This is a genomic window from Aeromonas sp. SrichE-2G (genome assembly GCF_017939565.1).
GTDB classification, from domain to species: domain Bacteria; phylum Pseudomonadota; class Gammaproteobacteria; order Enterobacterales; family Aeromonadaceae; genus Aeromonas; species Aeromonas taiwanensis.
Genome location: NZ_JAGKRG010000004.1, coordinates 1,284,328 through 1,302,951 on the forward strand (window position 1 = coordinate 1,284,328; position 18,624 = coordinate 1,302,951).

The following is an 18,624-nucleotide window of genomic DNA, read 5'->3' on the forward strand; positions in this document are numbered from 1 at the left end:
AAAAACGGGATTAAATGCTGAAAGGTATGTCTGTAACAGGTTGATAAAAAACGAAAAGAGTACACTTGTTTGCTACAGGTGTGCGCTGAGAAGGGTCGTCAGGATAAAAAAAGAGCGCCCGGGGGCGCTCTTTTCGATGACATGAAAATCAGAACTTCATGTTGAACTGGGCGGAAGCCAGCAGGGCGTTGCCGTGGGAGGTGCCCTTCCAGCGCAGCGCATCGCTGTGGCTGCGCAGGCCTTCGTTCACGTCCACTTCCTTGCCGTCCAGATAGGCCATGCCGAAATCGACGCTCATGTCCGGGTTGATGTGGTAGGTCGCGCCGGCGCTGTACCAGATACGGTCGGAGTCGGGGATGCTCAGGCTACGGTATTCCGGCTCGATCGGGCTGTTGTCGTAGGCGAAGCCGATGCGGGCTTCCCAGGACGGGTTGACGTACCAGGTGCCACCCAGGGAGTAACGGGCGGAATCCTTGAACTTCTCGTCTTTCTGCAGGCAGACACCGTTGGCGCAGGCGTTGCTGGTGGCCTTGAGCTCCTGGAAGGCGCTCCAGTCGGTCCAGTTGACGGAGTAGTGCACCGCGAACTGCTGGTTCAGGCGGTGGTAACCGGCAAACTCGGCCTGGGCGGGCAGATCCAGCTTCAGGTTGCCGTCGACGACACGGTTGCCGGAGGTGGCACCCTGGAAGTCGCCGTCAAAGCTCAAGTCTACCTGGGAGCGGTAGGTCAGGGCGAGGCGGTTGTTCTCGTTGAATTCATACAGGGTGCCGACGTTCCAGCCAAAGCCCCAGGTATCGCCCTTCAAATGTGCCAGGCGGGTATCGGCGTTGGCGCCCGGGATGGCGGCAGCCAGGGCACCCGCATAGCGGTTCAGCTCGGCTTCGGCGTAGACGGCGTTGATGCCGGCGCCCACGCTGAAGTTGGAGTTGACGCGATAGGCGATGTTGGGGTTGATGTTCAGGGTCAGCAGCTCGGTATCACCGGCACCGGCACCGGCCGCGAAGGTCTTGGTGTACTCGGTGGAGAGACCGTAGTTGGAGAAGAGACCGATCCCCCATGCCCACTGATCGTTCAGGGGCTGGATGAAGTAGCTGGCTGGCACGAAGGCATCGGGAGCAATGTTGCTCTCGCTGGCCGGGGTCAGCTTGTTGGGGCCGGCATAGATGTCGCCAGACACGTCCACGTCGGGCTTGATATAGGTACCGGACACGGACACTGCCATCTTGTCGAAGGTGGTCATGGCGGCGGGGTTGCGGGACAGCACGGCCGCGTTGTCGGCGATGGCGGCTTCACCTGCATAGGCACGGCCCAGACCGGAGGCCGAGTGCTCGTTCAGCTGGAACGCGGCGGCGAAGGTCTGGGTGCTGGCCAGGGCCACGGCCGCAGCGATCAGGCTTTTCTTGAAAAAGGCAGTCGTCATAGTGTTCTCTCGTTTTGTAAGCAGATTTTTTGTCGACATCCGGGCTCTTTGGCCCCTGTAGACGACAAGATCTGTTGTTATGTCAGCTTCTTCCCATACATTTCTGGCGTGATTCTATGGATCTGGTAGGAGGTAAGAAATCAGACCAGTGGCAGCAGAATACATAAAAGTTTCCATTATGTTAATCATTTGTTTGAATCAGCCGCTTTATTGGTCTGTTTTATCCATTATTGGATAAATAAGATACAAAAGGTTTCATTTGTGTCATTCAAAAAAATTGGCAGAAATGTGAGTTCGAGTGGGCAATGAGCAGGAACGTGCGGGGATTTTGAGATGAACAGGCAGACAACTAAGGTGTCTGCCTGTGGCATGGCGAGCGGCCGGACCGGGTCAGCCGGGGTTAAGATCTGTTAAATGGACCACTGCAGGCGGGACTCCAGCTGGCGGGCGACCGGGGCGAGTGACTCCTGCATGTCGCCGATAAGCACCATGTTGGCTCCTTTGAGCGGCAATATCTCCCCCTTGAGCCGGCCATCGGCGAAATCGGGCTGGATCGCCAGTGGCAGGTGCTTGGGCACCAGGAACAGGGTGACCGGCCCCATCTTGCCCTGGATCACCATGTGCAGTGCCGGCCCCTGATAGAAGGCACAGTGATTGACATAGGTGACCTTCATGCCCGGCATGTCCGTCAGGGTGGCGCCATATTTCTCCATCTTGGCGTTGATGGTCTGCAGGCTCACCTTCTCGTCCACATTGTGGATGAAGGGTTCCTCCCCGTAGACGTGGGCCATGGCTATCTGGGCCAGGGAGAGGGGCTCCACGGCCGGGGGCCAGCTTATCCAGCGGGTTCCCATGCCGAGCAGGAAGGCGACCGAGGCCGCGATGGCGACAGATCGCCAGCCGGTGCGCGGGGCCGGGGGAGGAAGGGGAATCACCACCTCGTCATTTGCCTCCATCGCCTGCCTGAGCAGGATCCGCTCGGCCAGTCCGGTCGGCACCTCCACCTCCAGGGTGCGGCGCAGTGTGCGATCCAGCTGCTTCATCTCCTCCAGGTGCTTGCGATTGGCAGGAGACGCCTCTGCGGCCTCGAGGAAGGCGGGGTCCTTGTCCGAAGGATGGGTGATGGCCCGGCGGCGAAATTCAAGCTCATCCATTGGTGTGTCCTCTCTGTTGAGCCGCAGACTCCATGGCCTCTTTTATCTGGTTGCGGGCCCGAAACAGCCGCGTCATGACGGTGTTCTTGTTCAGGCCGAGTTGTGCGGCGATCTCCTCACCGCTGAATCCACCCAGCACCTGCAACAGCAGGGGCTCCTGATATTCGGCGGGCAGGCGGGCGATGTGGCGCCTCAGCCACTCGTGCTCCATCTCCTGCTCGTTGTGCAGCGCGCCCGGATCGCTCTGGGGATGCTCGTCGAGATCGATGAGGTCGAACTGCTTGCGCTCGAAGCGCCGGGCATTCTCCCGCCGCAAGATGGTGATGAGCCACGCCTTGGCGGCCTTGTCGTCTTGCAGGGTGTCGATCGCCTTCCAGGCGCGCAGAAAGGTCTCCTGCACCAGGTCTTCGGCCACTTGCGGATCCCGGCACAGCCAGTAGGCGTAACGGTAGATGTCCCCGTGCAGGGCGTGCACCAGGGCCTCGTATTTGATTTGTTTGTCTGCCATCTCCTGATAGACCGGACTAGTCGAGGGATCCTTTCCCGTTCCCGCATTTTTTTTTCTAAAAAAACCTAACGCCATGAAGGGGTGTCCTTGTTCATGAGTGGCTCGTGGCAGGCATCAGAAGCGTCGCCACGCCAGCGTGCCAAGACCATAGGCTATCGCAAAAGTTTCCCGGGCGCACAGCCCCCGGGCGAGGGCCTGCCAATGAGGCATGTCTCCCCCGGGCGGGCCGAAACAGGCCCGATCCAGCGCATCGAGCAGGGGGCCCATGACGGGATCCCGATGGCAGGGCAGGCTGGCAAGGTGCTGGCAGGGGGCACCCCAGCGCAGCGATGCCCAGCCCAGCAGGGCCTGTCTGGCCGCGTCCGGCGCACGGGCGGCAAGGGCACGCTGCAGGCGATAGAAGGCGAGCCAGCGTGGCCCGCGCCGCCACAAGGCGCGCAGCAGGAGTGCCCATCCCACCCAGTGGAGGCTGTCCGGGGAGGAGCCCGGCCCAGCGTCTACCTCCTCGCTCGCCCCCTCTTCGAATACCAGGGTGTGGGCCGGCAGCCGCACCTCTTCGATGCGCCCGCTTTGGGTGCTGAACCAGCGCAGGCTCTGGGCCGGCAACTCATAACGGCCCGCCGCCCCGGCCGTCAGGGCCTGGCGCCATTGGCGCTCGACGCGCAGCGCCCCCTCGGCCACGAAACGCTCCTGCTGCTGCTCGCCGTCCGGCTTCATGGAGAGGCCGGCGGGCAGGGGCGGTGCCGGCAAGGGAGGCAGGCGGTTGCCATCCCCCCCTTCCATCACCAGGGTGAGGGTGCGGATCACCGGCTCACCGACCCTGGCCCTCGCCGGGCTGAAGTGCTGGCGCAGCACCAGACTGCTCGCCACCGGCTCCAGGGGGGCCTTGTCCACCTTGATAAAGAGGGTCGCCGCCCTGGCGGACAGCAGATCTCCCGCGTTCCCCGGCGCGGTCGCACCAGCCTCGTCCTGATGCGGCAAGCGCCCCTGAAAGCGGGGGGATTCGACGGGATGGAGCCCGGGCGCTTTGGCCTGCAGCAGCCATTTTCGCGTGAGACGTCCGGGCAGACCGGGGCTCGCAGGGGACTCCCAACGGTCGTCGCCGAGGCGGCGGATGGTGAAGGGGGGGGCGATGGGCTCGCCGAGGTTGGGGGTGTCCAGATTGGCCGGCAGCCACAGGGTCAGCTGATAGATGAAGGGCTGACCCGGGTAGAGCGGGCCCTGATGCAGTACCTGGGCCTGGAGCTCGACGGGAGAGAAGATCCGATCCTGCCGAGGCACCAGGGTGGCCGCCGAGTCCGTCTGGGTGCCCGTCGGCACGGCCAGTTCTGGGGTAAGCCCGGCCCCGAGGGCGAGGGGCGGCACCCGGCTCGGGCTGGTGTCCAGCAGGTGCAGGGGGATCTGCCAGCGGGTCAGGTCGCTGATCTGGGTGCTGGCGCGGCTGATGCTGACCCGCCCCACCGCAAACTGGCGCAGCAGAGGCTGGAGGTCGAGCGCGTCATCGTGCAGCACCCCGTCGGCCTCGATGATGAGCAGCCAGTCGCGCTCGCTCGCCCCCGGCAGCAGCTCGGCCCGTGGGGGGGCGGCCAGCGCCGGGAAGGCGAGCAGGGGGATCAGCAGCAGCCAGCACAGTCGCGACAGGCCCGTGCCAGCGCACCGCAGGCGTGAGGGGATGCTCGTGATCACCAGGGCTCCTCCACCTTGATCAGGGGGCGGCGCTGGGCCTCCTTGCGCAGGCGCTGCTCCAGCAGCAGCACGGGGGGCGCCGGGGGGCGGGGGGCTTCCGAGGCATCGGCGGGCTCGGGACGCGTCCCCGGGGCTGGCGGCGAGGGGGCCTCCTCGGGTGGTCTGGCCCGCAGCAGCGCCAGATTGTACAGGGCGTCCTGGTGGCTGGGCTCGCGCTTGAGGGCGGCCAGATAGGCCTGCTCGGCCGCGTCGAGATCCCCGAGCCAGACCAGGGCATTGCCCCGGTTGTAATGGGCGGTGGCGCTGTCGGCCCGGCCATAGGCGGCGACGGCCCTGGTATGGTCGCCGGCCCGATACCAGGCATTGCCCTGCCAGACGGGATCCTGGAAGGTGCGGGCCGCTTCCTCATAGTGCCCCTGCTGGAAGGCGCTCCAGCCCTGCCGATCCTGCCAGGAGACGGAGGCTGCCAACAGGGGGAACGGAGGCAGGCTCACCACGATGAGCAGCAGCCAGTGCGCACCGATGCGAGCCAGCAGCGCCAGAGGCAGCAGGGGGAGCAGCAGCCAGGGGCCGAGATCCCGGGACTGGCCCTGGGTCGGCGTCTGGCCCAGGGGCAGGGGGGCAAAGCGGGGCACGCCGTTTTGCAGCCACTGGAGCCTTCCCCCCGTGCTGGCCGCGAGGCGCGCCATGGCCCCTTCGTCGGGGGCGGGCAGGGGACGGCTCAGGGCGCGACCGAGTGACCTGCGTTCGGCGGGCACGGGGGGCAGCCTGGCCTCCTTGCCGGCGTTGACCAGCAGGATATCGAGGCGGGGCGAGGCCCCTTGGGGGCAGAAGAGGGTGTCAAGACAGGGCCAGAGGGCGGCGATGCGATCTCGCTGGGCCTGGGACAGGCCGTCGGTGACGAGCAGCAGGCGTGCGGGCTGGCCTGATGGGATCTGCGCAAGGGCCAGGGCCACGGCGCGCTCCGGTGCACTGCCCTGAACGGGCATGATGGCCGGGCGCAGGTCCGGCAGCAGCAGGGCGATGGCCTGATGATCCCGGGTCGGCGGCATGGCGAGATAGGCATCCCCGGCAAACAGGATGAGGCCGAGGGGATGGGGCGATGGCCGCGCATCCTCCCTGGCCAGCATCTCCTGAAGCAGCAGCCGGACCCGGGTCGCCCTGTCGGGGGGCAGATCCTCTGCCAGCATGGAGTCCGAAAGATCCAGCAGCCAGAGATCGAGCGCCGGGCTCTGGATGGGGAGGCTCTGTTGGCGCAGGGCGGGGCCCGCGAGGGCCAGGATCACCGGCAAGCAGGCGAGCCAGAGCCAGGGAATGGCCCGGCGCCGGGTCGGCAGCAGATAGGCCTGCATGGCGGGGGAGAGCAGTCCGGGCTGGCGACGGCGCCGCCATCCCTGCCACAGCCAGGGGATCAGGGCCAGCAGCCAGAGCGGGCGCAGCAGGATCAGCTCCATGGAGAGGCTCCTTGGCGCTTATTCATGGGGTCGCTCCGGTGACGGTTGTCGGCGCGCCGGCCACTGCCAGCGGGCGGGCCAGCAGAGCAGCAGCCAGGCCAGGGCCAGTGGCCAGGGGTAGAGCTCCAGGTGGGGGCGCGCGAGGATCCGGGGGCGGGCGAGGGGCTCCAGGGTGTCGATGGCCTGGTTGATGGTGGCCAGATCCCCCTGGCTGCGGGCGCGAAAATAGCGCCCCTGCCCCAGGGCCGCCAGCTGCTGGAGCAAAGGTTCATCGAGCTCGGCGCTGGGGTCCTCCTCCCCGAGGGGGCGGGCAAAGGTGTTGGGGTCGGCGCCCACCCCCAGGGTATAGAGGCGGATGCCGGCGGCCACGGCCCGTTTGGCCTCGGTCAGAGGATCCGCATTGCCCGAGGTGTTGCGCCCGTCCGTGACCAGCAGCAGGGCGGTGGGGCGGGCGGGGTCCGCGTGCTGGCGGGCCAGCTGAATGGCCTCGCCGAGGGCCGTGGTGCGCCCCGCCAGATCGAAGTCGAGCTCCTGGGTGAGGGCGAGCAGGGCCCCGGTCTCCTGGGTCAGGGGGGAGAGCAGGTAGGCGTGGTCGGCGAAGACGATGAGGGCAAGGCGATCGCCCGGGCGCGAGGCGATGAGCCCGGCAATCTGCTGGCGCACCGCGGCGAGCCTGTCCTTCTGCTGCCCCTCGTCCAGCATGTCCTGGGTGCGCATGCTGTCGGAGAGATCCACCGCCAGGATGAGATCCCGGCTGCTCTGGTAGTGGATGACGGGCGCTTCCTGCCACTGGGGGCGGCACAGGGCCAGCACCAGGGCACACCAGCAGAGCGCCATGCGCCAGACGGGCTGCCCCCCCTGGGGATGCAGCAGGGGAAAACCGCCGTGGGAGAGGCGCGCGCGGCCCCTGCCACCCGCGAGGGGCGGCAGGCCGAAACGCACCAGCAGCGGCAGGGCGAGGGCGAGGGCGAACCAGGGCCAGGCGAGGATCATCTGTTCCCCCCGACGGGCCGGCGCATCCTGGTCAGCCGCGGCGTGGCGACACAGCGGCGTCCCCATCGAAGGTAAGCGCGGCGAAGCCCTGCGCGCTCTGCCTCGTTCGGCTGCGCCGCGCCATAGAGCCAGTGCGGCCACTGCCCGGCAAACTGGCTGAAGTCGCTCCCGCTCTTGCTATCGAGCCAGTCGAGCCAGGCCTCTCCTTGCAGGGGACCCGCTTCGGGCCAACGGGCGAGGGCCGCCTCCCGCAGCAAGGTGTGGAGCCGGGGCACGAGATCCTCCCCCTGCCAGTGCAGCTGGCGTGCCCAGCGGCGCTGGCGCCAGAGGGTGCGTGCCAGGGTGGCCGCGAGCCAGAGGGTGAGCACCGTCAGCAGCAGTCCGCCCCAGGCCGCCAGGCGGGGATCGGGGGCCTCTTCCAGCGGCGCACCCGGGTGGATGTCACGAAGCTCTGCCTGGATCGACTGCAAGGCGAGCGACCCCGGGGAGGCCGGTACATCGGGTTGAGGGGGGCGCGGCTCGGCGCTCAAAACAGGCGACATCCGCCCTCCTGCCACTGGCGCTGCAGCGGCTCGCCGTTGTCGAGGCGATAGAGGCGCGTCACCAGGGGCATCAGTTGCTGCTGACTGGTTGCCGCCTGCTCCCTGGCCGCCTTCTGGTAGCGCTCGCGAAAGCGGGCCAGGCCGCCATCGAGCCAGCCGCTGCGCCTGCCCGCGGCCACCGCCAGCTGCCCCTGTCCGGGCAGGGTCGCCTCCAGGGGGTCGCGGATCTGCCAGTAGTGGATGTCGTGGCGCTGGCCGAGGCGCTGCAACTGCTTGCACAGCCCCGGATCCGGCGGCTGGTGGTGGCTTATCAGGGTCAGCCTGGCCCCATGGGGCAGGGTGAGCCCGGCCAGGGTGTGAGCCAGAGGGTGGTTAAGGGGGGCGCGATCCAGTCCCGCCTCGTAGTGGCGGCAGAGCGCCTCCAGCAGCGGCATGAGGGAGCCGTGCTGTTGCAGAGGGCGGGTCTCCAGGCCGTGACAGACGAGGGTGTTGGCCTGCTTCTCCCCTTGCCAGAGCAGGGCGGCCGCGAGCTCGCAGCCGAGGCGCGCCTTGAGCTGTTCCCCGGAGCCAAAGTACATGTCGGGGGAGAGATCCAGCAGCAGCCAGTGGGTCTGCTCCTGCTCCTCCCCGTAGAGGCGGGTGTGGGGGCGGCCGAGACGGGCGGTGACCCGCCAGTCGATGTGGCGCACCTCGTCCCCGGCCTGATAGACGCGCAGCTCGCGAAAGCTCAGGCCCGGCTGGCGCCGCACTCGCCCCTGGTGTGCGAGGTGGATGCGGGCCCGCTCGCCCGATCTGGCCCAGAGCCGCACCGCCAGCAACCTGGCGAGGGGCAGGGCGATATCGGGATGGGCGCGGGGGTCGGCGAGTGCGGTCATGGCTGGCGCATCGTCGGGGCAGAGGCAACCGCAGGCGGGCAGAGGCTCAGGGGCATGGGATGGCATCCAGCAGCAGGGCGATCAGTGCCTCGTTGTCCAGGTTGTCCGCGAGGGCCTGGTAGCTCGGGATCAGGCGGTGGCGCAGCACGGCGGGGGCGAGGTGCTGGATATCCTCGGGCAGCACGAAGTCGCGCCCTGCAAGCCAGGCGCGGGCGCGGGCCGCTCTCGCGAGGCCAATGCTGGCCCTGGGGCTCGCGCCCACCGCGATGAGGGGCTCGAGCTCGGGGCACAGGCCGCTGCCGGGGCGGGTGGCGCAGACCAGCTGCACCAGATAGTGTTCGAGGCGCCCCTGCATCTGTACCCCCTGAACGGCGGTGCGGGCCGAGAGCAGGTCGGCCTGGCTCAGGGTCAATGGCGGTGGTGGCAGAGCGTCCCCCCGGGCGTTGAGCTGGAGGATGGCGAGCTCCATGGCGGGGCTGGGGTAATCCACCAGCAGCTTGAGCAGGAAGCGATCGAGCTGGGCCTCCGGCAGGGGATAGGTCCCCTCCTGCTCTATCGGGTTTTGCGTGGCGGCGACCATAAAGAGGGGGGGCAGGCGCCAGCTCTTCTTGCCCACGGTGATCTGGTGCTCGGCCATGGCCTCCAGCAGGGCGGATTGCACCTTGGCCGGGGCCCGGTTTATCTCGTCTGCCAGCACCAGGTGGTTGAACAGGGGGCCTGGCTGAAAGACGAAGCTGGCGTCCTGGGGGTGAAACACCTCGCTGCCGGTGAGATCGGCGGGCAGCAGATCCGGGGTGAACTGGATGCGGGCGAAGCGCCCCTCCACGGCCCCGGCCAGCGCCTTGACGGCCCGGGTCTTGGCAAGACCGGGCGCCCCCTCGATCAACACATGTCCTTCACATAACAGGGCGATGAGGAGTCCCTCGATGAGGGAACCCTGTCCCAGGATCTGGCTGCCCAGATAGTCTCCAAGTGCTCTGAACTCGGCCGCTGCCATGCGATAAACCCGTTGTTTTTATGGAAGTTGATCTTTTTATACCCCAGTTGGCTCACAAGGGCGAGGGAGGGTGGCAAGATGGGAACAATTTAGTTTCAATCAGCTGTATGAAAGTTGTGAGTGGATTGTTAAGATGTGGCGCAATGAGGTCTGACCTCTGCCTTTTTAACCCAAGGAGCCAGGATGAAACAGCCATTGAAACTGACGACTCGCCAGGGCGAACGGATAGCCGTCGTGGCGGGTCTGCGCACCCCCTTTGCCAAGCAGGCCACCGCTTTTCACGGCGTGCCTGCGGTGGATCTCGGCAAACTGGTGGTGAGCGAGATGCTCGCCCGCACGGATCTCGATCCCAAGCTCATCGACCAGCTGGTGTTCGGCCAGGTGGTGCAGATGCCGGAAGCCCCGAACATCGCCCGCGAGATCGTGCTCGGCACCGGCATGAGCGTCAGTACCGATGCCTATAGCGTGTCGCGCGCCTGCGCCACCAGCTTCCAGGCGGTGGCCAACGTCACCGAGTCCATCATGGCGGGCTCCGTGGACATCGCCATCGCCGGCGGTGCCGACTCTTCCTCCGTGCTGCCCATCGGGGTGAGCAAGTCCCTGGCCCGCGCCCTGGTGGATCTCAACAAGGCGCGCAACCTCCAGCAGCGCTTCAACATCCTGCGCCGCCTGCGCCTGAAAGACTTGCTGCCTGTGCCGCCTGCCGTGGCCGAATACTCCACCGGCCTCTCCATGGGGCAGACGGCCGAGCAGATGGCCAAGACCCACCAGATCAGCCGCGAGGCGCAAGATGCGCTGGCCCACCGCTCCCACACCCTGGCCGCCGAGGCCTGGGCCCAGGGCAAATTGAATGGCGAGGTGTTCACCGCCCACGTGCCCCCCTACAAGTCGCCGCTGGAGCGAGACAACAACATCCGCGAAAGCTCGGATCTGGCGAGCTACGCCAAGCTCAAACCCGTGTTTGACCGGGCCCACGGCTCGGTGACTGCCGCCAACGCCACCCCGCTCACCGACGGCGCCGCCGCCGTGCTGATGATGCGCGAAGGCCGTGCCCGCGAGCTGGGCCTGGAGCCGCTCGGTTACATCCGCAGCTTCGCGTTCTCCGCCATCGACGTGTGGCAGGACATGCTGATGGGCCCCTCCTATGCCACGCCACTGGCACTGGACCGCGCCGGCATCACCCTTGGCGATCTCACTCTTATCGACATGCACGAGGCCTTCGCCGCCCAGACCCTGGCCAACCTCAAGATGTTTGCCAGTCACGAGTTTGCCCGCGACAGGCTGGGCCGGGATCAGGCCATCGGCGAGGTGGACATGGACAAGTTCAACGTGCTCGGTGGCTCCCTGGCCTACGGCCACCCCTTTGCCGCCACCGGGGCGCGCATGATCACCCAGACCCTGCACGAGCTGCGGCGTCGGGGCGGGGGACTGGGGCTCAACACCGCCTGTGCGGCGGGTGGGCTGGGTGCGGCCATGGTGCTGGAGGTGGAATGATGAGTGCCAAGACTTTTTCTCTGGATATTCGCAAAGACGGCATCGGCATCCTTACCATGGATGTGCCCGGTGAGAGCATGAACACCCTGAAGGCCTCGTTTGCGGACGAAATCCGCACCCTGCTGGCCGAGGTGAAGGGGAACGGCGACCTGATCGGCCTGGTGATCGTCTCCGGCAAGAAGGACTCCTTCATCGCCGGGGCCGACATCGCCATGCTGGCGGCCTGCACCAGCGCCCAGGACGCCGAAGCGCTGTCCCGGGCCGGGCAGGAGGTGTTTGCCGAGATCGAATCTCTGGGCATTCCGGTGATCGCCGCCATCCACGGCCCCTGCCTCGGCGGCGGGATGGAGCTGGCGCTCGCCTGCCACGGCCGTGTGGTGACCGATCACGGCAAATCCGTGCTGGGGCTGCCGGAAGTGCAGCTCGGCCTGCTGCCGGGCTCCGGCGGTACCCAGCGTCTGCCGCGCCTCATCGGCGTGGCCAAGGCGCTGGATCTGATGCTGACCGGCAAGCAGGTGCGGGCCAAGCAGGCCAGGAAACTCGGGCTTGTGGATGACGTGGTGCCACCCTCCATCCTGCTGGAGGCCGCCGTCAAGCTCGCCAAGAAGGGCAAGCCTCGCCACCGCCTGAAGCGGGATCTGCAGGGCAAGGTGCTGGAGACCAATGCCCTCGGGCGCAAGGTGCTGTTCGATCAGGCCCGCAAGGGGGTGAAGGCCAAGACCCGTGGCAACTACCCGGCGCCTGAGCGCATCATCGAGGTGGTGCGCATCGGCGTGGAGGAGGGGATGAAGGCTGGTCTGCAGGCCGAGGCCCGCCACTTTGGCGAGCTGGTGATGACGCCGGAATCCGCCGCCCTGCGCTCCCTCTTCTTCGCCACCACCGAGATGAAGAAGGAGGTCAGCTATCAGGGGGCCGCGCCGCGCAAGGTGGGCCATGCCGCCGTGCTGGGCGGTGGCCTGATGGGGGGCGGCATCGCCTTCGTCACCGCCACCAAGGCGGGGGTGCCGGTGCGGATCAAGGATGTGGCGAGCGTCGGCATCGGCAACGCCATGCGCTACAGCTACGACATCCTGGCCAAGAAGCTCAAGCGCCGTCATATGCTGCGCAGCGAGCTGGAGAAGCAGATGAGCCTGCTCACCGGCACCCTGGACTATTCCGGCTTCCACCGGGTCGACATGGTGGTGGAGGCGGTGTTCGAGGATATCAACCTCAAGCACCAGATGGTGCAGGACGTGGAGCGCGAGTGCGGTGAACACACCGTGTTCGCCTCCAACACCTCATCCCTGCCCATCCACCAGATCGCCTCGGCGGCGGCGCACCCGGAGCGGGTGGTGGGGCTGCACTACTTCAGCCCGGTGGACAAGATGCCGCTGGCGGAAGTCATCCCCCACGCCGGCACCAGTGCCGAGACGGTCGCCACCACCCTGGCCTTCGCCCGGGCCCAGGGCAAGACCCCCATCGTCGTGAAGGATGAGGCGGGCTTCTACGTCAACCGCATCCTGGCCCCCTACATGAACGAGGCGGCCCGTCTGGTGCTGGAAGGGGAACCGGTGGAGGTGCTGGACGGCGCCCTGCTCGACTTCGGCTTCCCGGTCGGTCCCATCACCCTGCTGGACGAGGTGGGCATCGACGTCGGGGCCAAGATCTCCCCCATCCTCGAGAAGGAGCTGGGTGGCGAGCAGTTCCAGGCTCCCAAGGCGTTTGACAAGCTGCTCGAGGATGAGCGCAAGGGGCGCAAGAACGGCAAGGGCTTCTACCTCTATGGCAAGGCGGCCCCGCGCAACAAGCTCACCGGCAAGGAGGGCAAGAAGACGGTGGACGCGAGCGTCTACGACGTGCTCGGCGTCACGCCGCTGGCCAAGCTGGGCCGCCAGGAGATAGCCGAGCGCTGCGTGCTCCTGATGCTCAACGAGGCGGCCATGGCCCTGGATGGCGGCGTGGTGGCCTCGGCCCGGGACGGCGACATCGGCGCCATCTTCGGCATCGGCTTCCCCCCCTTCCTGGGCGGCCCGTTCCGCTACATGGACAGCCTCGGCATCGAGTACCTGGTGGGGCGCCTCGAGCACTACCAGAAGCGCTTCGGTGACCGATTCGCCCCCTGTGCGCGACTGAAAGCGATGGCGGCGGAGCAGCAGACCTTCTACTGATGGCGTGTTGACCCCTGCGTTGGCGAGGCGACCTCATGGTCGCCTCGCTTTTTTCTGCCTGGTGCCGGGCAAAACGGGGGAGCAAGGGACTAAATTATTGATCTAGCGCAAACAGGTGCCCCATTTATTACTTTGGTGGCATAGGACTCAGGCGCGGGTTGAGGTCAAATAGCCTCATCAGGAACGGGGCTCACCCCGTCACAAAAGGGACACCCATTTCACTGGATGAAGGACACACTATGAGTCTGCTTGAACAAACCATCTGGACTGTATTGGGGTATGGGGCCATGCCCTTTATCTTCCTGAGCGGGTTCGTGGCAGTGGCAGTGACCTGCTGTCTGCTGCTCAATGCCTTCGGGGTCAAGTCCGCCGAGAAGTGAGTCACTCTCGTTCATGCCGCCAAATGCCAGTCTCGCGACTGGCATTTGTTTTTTCTGTCTCCTGAAGCACTTATCCCGTCCCTGATACGCAAAAGGGCGCGCAAGACGGTCGAACCCGACGGCCATTTTGATTACACTGGCGCCCGGCATGTCCGCCCCCTCTCTCTTTCTATCAGGTGTTCACGACTTCTATGGCGCTCAAGGCAACCATCTTCAAGGCCCAGATCAGCTTGTCTGACATGGATCGCAATCTGTATCAGGACTTCTCCCTCACCCTGGCCCGTCACCCCTCCGAGACCGACGAGCGCATGATGATCCGGCTGGCGGCCTTCGCCTGGCATGCCGCCGAGCGGCTGGAGTTCACCAAGGGCCTCTCCGCGGACGACGAACCCGAGCTCTGGTGCAAGAACTACTCCGACGAAATCGAACTCTGGATTGAGCTGGGTCAGCCCGACGAGCGCCGCCTCAAGAAGGCGTGCAACCGCTCCCGCCAGGTAGTGCTCTATCTCTACGGCGGGCGTGGCACCAGCGTCTGGTGGAAGCAGAACCAGGGCAAACTCGGCCTGCACGACAACCTGAGCGTCATCGAGCTCTCCGACAGCCAGACCCTGCCCCTGGTCGCCATGGTGGAGCGCACCATGCAGCTTACCTGCACCATCTCCGATGGCCAGCTCTGGGTGAGCAACGGCAACCAGGAGGTCACCCTGGACCCCGTGGTGCTGATGGGCCGCCCGGCCCGGGAACTGTAAGCGGAAGCCCCCATGTTCAGCGCGCTGCTCAATATCGTCATCCCAGTGTTTGCGGTGGCGGGCCTTGGCGCCCTCTACGGGCGGCTGCGGCCTGGCGGCGACCTGGGTTACATCAACCGGGCCAATATCGAGCTGTTCAGCCCGGCGCTGGTCTTCTCGGCGCTGGTGAAATACCCGCTGGATCTGGCGGCGCACCTGCCGCTCATCGCGGCCGGTGCCCTGGTGATTTTGCTGCCGGGGCTGCTGCTCTCCCTGCTCAGGCTCAAGGGCATAGAGCGGGCGGCGCTGATCCTGCCCGCCATGTTTCGCAACACCGGCAACCTCGGCATCCCGCTCATGGTGCTGGCCTTTGGCGAGCAGCAGCTCGGCGCCATCGTCATCCTGTTCGTGCTCTCCAACCTGCTCCACTTCTCGGTGGGCATGTTCATCCTCTCCGCCAGCACCTCCCGCTGGGGCTGGCTGAGAAGCCCGGTGCTCTGGGCCGCCTTTGCCGGCCTGCTGGTGGCCAATCTGCATATCCCGCTGCCCGAATACCTGGTGACCAGCGCCGATCTGCTCGGCCAGATAGCGGTGCCCTTGATGCTGTTTGCCTTGGGAGTGAGGCTGATGGAAGGGGAGCTCGATCATCTGGGGCTTGCCATCAAGTGCAACCTGCTCTACCTGCTGGCGGGGGGCCTGGCCCTCGGGGTGGCGGTCTGGCTGCTGCCCCTCAAGCCCGAGTGGATACCGCTCCTGATGCTCTCGGTGGCGCTGCCCCCGGCGGTGCTCAACTATATCCTGTGCGAGCAGTACCAGTGCCAGCCCGACAAGGTGGCCAGTATTGTGCTCGGCGGCAATGTGCTCTCGGTGCTGGTGATCCCCCTGGCGGTCTGGCTGGCGCTGCATCTGGGGAGCTGATCCGGTGCTATCTTCCCCTTCAAGGACGCCTGATGGCGTCCTTCTCATTTAAATCGCGAGAGTCCGATGATGCTTTGTTAATCGAACGTGGCCCGGTTTCTTACCGGGTCTGGAAATACGTTCCGGTTAGCCGGACAAGGCAGAGAGCGGAAAGAGAAGGGAATAAAAGGGCGGCCTTGGCCGCCCTGTTTATTGATGGGTGGCCGGCTGAACCTGGCCATCCTTGCGCAGCTGGGTATAGAGGCCAACCCCGGCCAGCAGGCCGGTGAGGGCAAGCAGCCACCAGATGGCGGTGGCGGGGCGGCTGCCCGCATCCCCCAGCATAAAACCGATCAGCAGGTTGCCAAAGAGCGCCATGCAACCCCCCGCGCTGGCATAGAAGCCGTAGTAGCTGCCGAGTTGCTCAGGGGGCGCGTAGCGGGGTAGCTGGGCGGCGAAGAGCGGGAAGCAGAGGATGGATCCCAGGGAAAGCAGGGCTACCTGTGCCAAGACACCCGCCGTCGGCCAGGGGGCCAGCAGGGGCAGGGCCAGGTAGCTCAGCCCCATCATCCCTATCCCCAGCCCCATGGCGAGCGGCACCCCCAGGCGACGCTCCACCAGGCGCGAGGCCGGGAGCTGGAGCAGGACGCCGATCACCGCCGTGAGGGTGAAGACGCCGCCGAGCAGGTGGGTGGCGTCCGGCAGGCTCTGGATATGGGCGGGCAGGGCGAGATAGAGCTGGTGGAACAGGATCTGGTAGCTGCCCGCCAGCAGGGTGAACCGCATAAAGGGGCGCTGGCGCACTATCTCCCCCCATTGATGCAAGATGGCGCCGCGCGGGCTCTGGTGGCTCACCGGGCGTTTGGGCAGCACCCGGTACTGCAGCACCCCGAGCAGGGCGAAGAGGCTCGCCGCCAGGATCCCCGTCAGGGTGTAGCTCTGCTGGGTCAAGGTCAGGCCGACCAGGGGGCCGAGCAGCATACCCGCCTGGCTGGCGAGATTGTGCAGGGCGAAGGCGCGCTGGCGCTGGCTCGGGGTCTGGCATTCGCTGGCGAGATAGGCCTGGGCGCAAGGGGTGAACAGGGCCCCGGCAAAGCCGGTCAGGGTCGCCGCCAGCAGCAGGATGGGCAGGGATTCCGCCCAGCCGAGCAGCGCGAACCCCAAGGATCGCACCAGGCAGCCCCAGACGATGGCGGGGTGATAGCCGATGCGGTCCCCAAGGGTGCCCCCGAGAAGGAAGAGCCCCTGCTGGCTGAAGACCCGCATCCCCATGACGAGGCCGCAGGCCCAGCCGGCGAGGCCAAGCCCGGCGCCCATGTGCTGGGCGAGGAAGGGCATCATCATGTAGAAGCCGAGGTTGAAGGCCAGCCCGTTGGTGATGAGCAGGCGGGCGGCCGGGCTCATGCCCTGCCAGTCCCGCCAGTAGGAGGCGCCGCTCATGTGGATGCCCTCCGGGCGAAGCGCCGGGGGCAGGGGGCGGCCAGCGGAAACCCGGGACGCGTCTTCATCCTGGCTGTCTTCGCACGGTGCGCAGGAAGGGGATGCCGCTGTGATCGTGGCTTATCTCCACCGGCACCTGATAGAGGCGCTCGATGAGGGCCGCGTCGAGCACCCGGGCGGGGGGGCCGAAGGCCTGCAGATCGCCGCCGGCCAGCACGATCAGCTGATCGGCGAACTGGGCGGCCAGGTTGAGATCATGCAGCACCACCAGGGTGATCCACTGCTGCTCCCGGGTCTGCTGGCACAGGTGCTCCATCAGCTGCATCTGGTGGTGCAGGTCCAGGGCGCTGACCGGCTCGTCCAGCATCATGATGCGGGGATCGCGCAGCAGCACCTGGGCGAAGAGCACCATCTGCCGCTGGCCGCCGCTCAGGGAGTAGAGGGGGCGATCCGCCAGATGGGCGATGCCGAGTGCCTGCAGGGCGCGGCCGGCAGCCAGGATGTCCTCGTCCGCGAGGCGCATGGAGAGGCTGTCGAGGCGCCCGAGCACCACCACCTCGATGACGCTGAGGTCCAGCTCCAGCTGGATGTTCTGGGGCATGTAGCCAAACTGCTGGCGCCACCTGGCCTGCGTCATCTGGCGGGCGCTCTGGCCATCCAGGCTGATGTCGCCGCCATCGGCGGCGAGCTCACCGAACAGGGCGCGCAGCAGCGAGGTCTTGCCGGTCCCGTTCGGGCCGATGATCACATGGACCTGACCCGGATGCAGGGTGAGGCTGAGCTCCCGCAGCAGGGTCTGCTGGCCGAGGGAGAGGGAGAGTCGGGATATTTCAAGCACGTTTACGCCCCCTGCCGAGGATCAACCAGATGAAGAAGGGCACGCCGATGAGCGCGGTGACGATGCCGATGGGGAACAGGGCCCCCGGAATGATGGACTTGGAGAGCACCGAGGCCGCCGAAAGCATGCAGGCGCCGCACAGGGCGGAGAGGGGGATCAAAAAGCGCTGATCTTCCCCCACCAGCATGCGGGCGATGTGGGGGGCCACCAGGCCGACGAAACCGATGACACCGACGAAGCTGGTGGCGGTGGCGGTCAGCAGGGCGACCAGCACCAGGGTCTTCATGCGCAGCCTGTCGACGTTGACCCCGAGACTGCGGGCGCGGGCTTCCCCAAGGCGCAGGCTGGTGAGGGCCCAGGCGTCCCGGTAGATAAGCACAGTGCAGATCAGGGTGACGGCGGCGGTGATGATCAGGGAGTCCCAGGTGGTGCGCATCAGGCTGCCAAAGAGCCAGAACAGGATCTGCTGGTTGAGCTCGGGGGAGGAGAGGAACTGCAGCAGGGAGAGCAGGGACTGGAACAAAAAGAGCAGGGCGATGCCCGCCAGGATCAGGGTCTGGCTGTTGACGTGGCGCATCATGGCCAGACCAAACAAGAGGCTCGCAGCCAGCATGCAGAGAATAAAGGCGCCGGCCGGAATGGCCACCAGGGGAGGAAGCCCGAGCCCCCCGGTATAGAGTGCGAGCGCCGCCCCCAGGCCCGCCGCCGCCGCGAGCCCAAGGGTGTAGGGGCTCGCCAGGGGGTTGTCCAGCAGGGTCTGCATCTGCACGCCGCCAAGGCCGAGGGCCGCACCGACCACCAGGGCCATGAGGGCGATGGGCAGGCGCATGTCGTGGACTATGGTGCGGGTCATGGGGTCGGCCTGGGCGGGGGAGATCAGGGCATCGACCACGTCGTGCAGGGCCAGCAGGGAGGGGCCGGTGGCGATGTCGAGCACCAGGGTGATGCACAGCACCAGGGCGAGCAGCAGGAGCCAGCGCCAGCGTCGGCGCTCCCGTTGCCGCTGCCGGGTGAGGGTCTGCTGCAGGGCAGCCAAATCATTCATGGTAAGGATCCTGACTCGGGCGCCAC

The 18,624-nt window shown here is 66.5% G+C and carries 17 protein-coding genes; 5 read left to right on the plus strand and 12 right to left on the minus strand.

All coding sequences use genetic code 11. From position 1 onward, the window contains the following. Positions 1-148: 148 nt before the first annotated feature. From J9885_RS07805 to J9885_RS07845, 9 genes are all read right to left on the minus strand, one after another. Positions 149-1,420: an outer membrane protein transport protein gene (locus tag J9885_RS07805; RefSeq protein WP_210548650.1), complete on the minus strand. Its 1,272-nt coding sequence runs from the start codon at positions 1,418-1,420 to the stop codon at positions 149-151. A gap of 410 nt (positions 1,421-1,830) precedes the next feature. After that, complete coding sequence (locus J9885_RS07810; RefSeq protein WP_134695773.1) at positions 1,831-2,574, minus strand: DUF3379 domain-containing protein; 744 nt, start codon at positions 2,572-2,574, stop codon at positions 1,831-1,833. Next, positions 2,567-3,157 (minus strand): sigma-70 family RNA polymerase sigma factor, encoded by a 591-nt coding sequence (locus J9885_RS07815; RefSeq protein ID WP_210548651.1) that lies wholly within the window; start codon positions 3,155-3,157, stop codon positions 2,567-2,569. The genes J9885_RS07810 and J9885_RS07815 overlap by 8 nt, the downstream gene beginning before the upstream one ends. Before the next feature lie 39 nt (positions 3,158-3,196). Next, positions 3,197-4,714 (minus strand): hypothetical protein, encoded by a 1,518-nt coding sequence (locus tag J9885_RS07820; protein ID WP_246876876.1) that lies wholly within the window; start codon positions 4,712-4,714, stop codon positions 3,197-3,199. A gap of 50 nt (positions 4,715-4,764) precedes the next feature. Further along, positions 4,765-6,222, minus strand: coding sequence for a tetratricopeptide repeat protein (locus J9885_RS07825; RefSeq protein ID WP_210548652.1), 1,458 nt, complete (start codon positions 6,220-6,222; stop codon positions 4,765-4,767). Between the two features lie 18 nt (positions 6,223-6,240). Beyond that, a complete protein-coding gene (locus J9885_RS07830; RefSeq protein WP_210548653.1) occupies positions 6,241-7,215 on the minus strand; it encodes a VWA domain-containing protein in 975 nt (324 codons plus the stop codon). Then, positions 7,212-7,757: a DUF4381 domain-containing protein gene (locus J9885_RS07835; RefSeq protein ID WP_210548654.1), complete on the minus strand. Its 546-nt coding sequence runs from the start codon at positions 7,755-7,757 to the stop codon at positions 7,212-7,214. The genes J9885_RS07830 and J9885_RS07835 overlap by 4 nt, the downstream gene beginning before the upstream one ends. After that, on the minus strand, positions 7,742-8,632 hold the full coding sequence (locus J9885_RS07840) for a DUF58 domain-containing protein (protein ID WP_246876817.1): 891 nt from the start codon (positions 8,630-8,632) through the stop codon (positions 7,742-7,744). Before J9885_RS07840 ends, J9885_RS07835 begins: the two co-directional genes overlap by 16 nt. 46 nt (positions 8,633-8,678) lie before the next feature. Next, positions 8,679-9,629, minus strand: coding sequence for an AAA family ATPase (locus tag J9885_RS07845; RefSeq protein WP_134695767.1), 951 nt, complete (start codon positions 9,627-9,629; stop codon positions 8,679-8,681). Between the two features lie 183 nt (positions 9,630-9,812). Here J9885_RS07845 and fadI point away from each other — a divergent pair, with 183 nt between their 5' ends. The 5 genes from fadI to J9885_RS07870 all read left to right on the plus strand — a co-directional run bounded on the left by fadI (position 9,813) and on the right by J9885_RS07870 (position 15,296). After that, on the plus strand, positions 9,813-11,123 hold the full coding sequence (fadI, locus tag J9885_RS07850; protein WP_210548656.1) for an acetyl-CoA C-acyltransferase FadI: 1,311 nt from the start codon (positions 9,813-9,815) through the stop codon (positions 11,121-11,123). Continuing rightward, the gene (gene fadJ, locus J9885_RS07855) at positions 11,123-13,270 is read left to right on the plus strand and encodes a fatty acid oxidation complex subunit alpha FadJ (RefSeq protein ID WP_210548657.1); all 2,148 of its coding nucleotides are present in this window, start codon (positions 11,123-11,125) and stop codon (positions 13,268-13,270) included. Before fadI ends, fadJ begins: the two co-directional genes overlap by 1 nt. 239 nt (positions 13,271-13,509) lie before the next feature. Then, complete coding sequence (locus tag J9885_RS07860) at positions 13,510-13,650, plus strand: TIGR02808 family protein (protein ID WP_005301193.1); 141 nt, start codon at positions 13,510-13,512, stop codon at positions 13,648-13,650. 191 nt (positions 13,651-13,841) lie between these two features. Beyond that, the gene (locus J9885_RS07865; protein ID WP_210548658.1) at positions 13,842-14,399 is read left to right on the plus strand and encodes a YaeQ family protein; all 558 of its coding nucleotides are present in this window, start codon (positions 13,842-13,844) and stop codon (positions 14,397-14,399) included. A gap of 12 nt (positions 14,400-14,411) precedes the next feature. Then, a complete protein-coding gene (locus J9885_RS07870) occupies positions 14,412-15,296 on the plus strand; it encodes an AEC family transporter (RefSeq protein WP_210548660.1) in 885 nt (294 codons plus the stop codon). Positions 15,297-15,485: 189 nt separating this feature from the next. Here J9885_RS07870 and J9885_RS07875 read toward each other — a convergent pair whose 3' ends face one another. The 3 genes from J9885_RS07875 to J9885_RS07885 all read right to left on the minus strand — a co-directional run bounded on the left by J9885_RS07875 (position 15,486) and on the right by J9885_RS07885 (position 18,598). Then, positions 15,486-16,715, minus strand: coding sequence for an MFS transporter (locus J9885_RS07875; protein ID WP_210548662.1), 1,230 nt, complete (start codon positions 16,713-16,715; stop codon positions 15,486-15,488). 64 nt (positions 16,716-16,779) lie between these two features. Further along, positions 16,780-17,553, minus strand: a complete 774-nt coding sequence (locus J9885_RS07880) for an ABC transporter ATP-binding protein (RefSeq protein WP_210548664.1) — start codon at positions 17,551-17,553, stop codon at positions 16,780-16,782. Beyond that, positions 17,546-18,598, minus strand: a complete 1,053-nt coding sequence (locus J9885_RS07885; protein ID WP_043807981.1) for an iron ABC transporter permease — start codon at positions 18,596-18,598, stop codon at positions 17,546-17,548. The genes J9885_RS07880 and J9885_RS07885 overlap by 8 nt, the downstream gene beginning before the upstream one ends. Between the last annotated feature and the right edge of the window lie 26 nt (positions 18,599-18,624).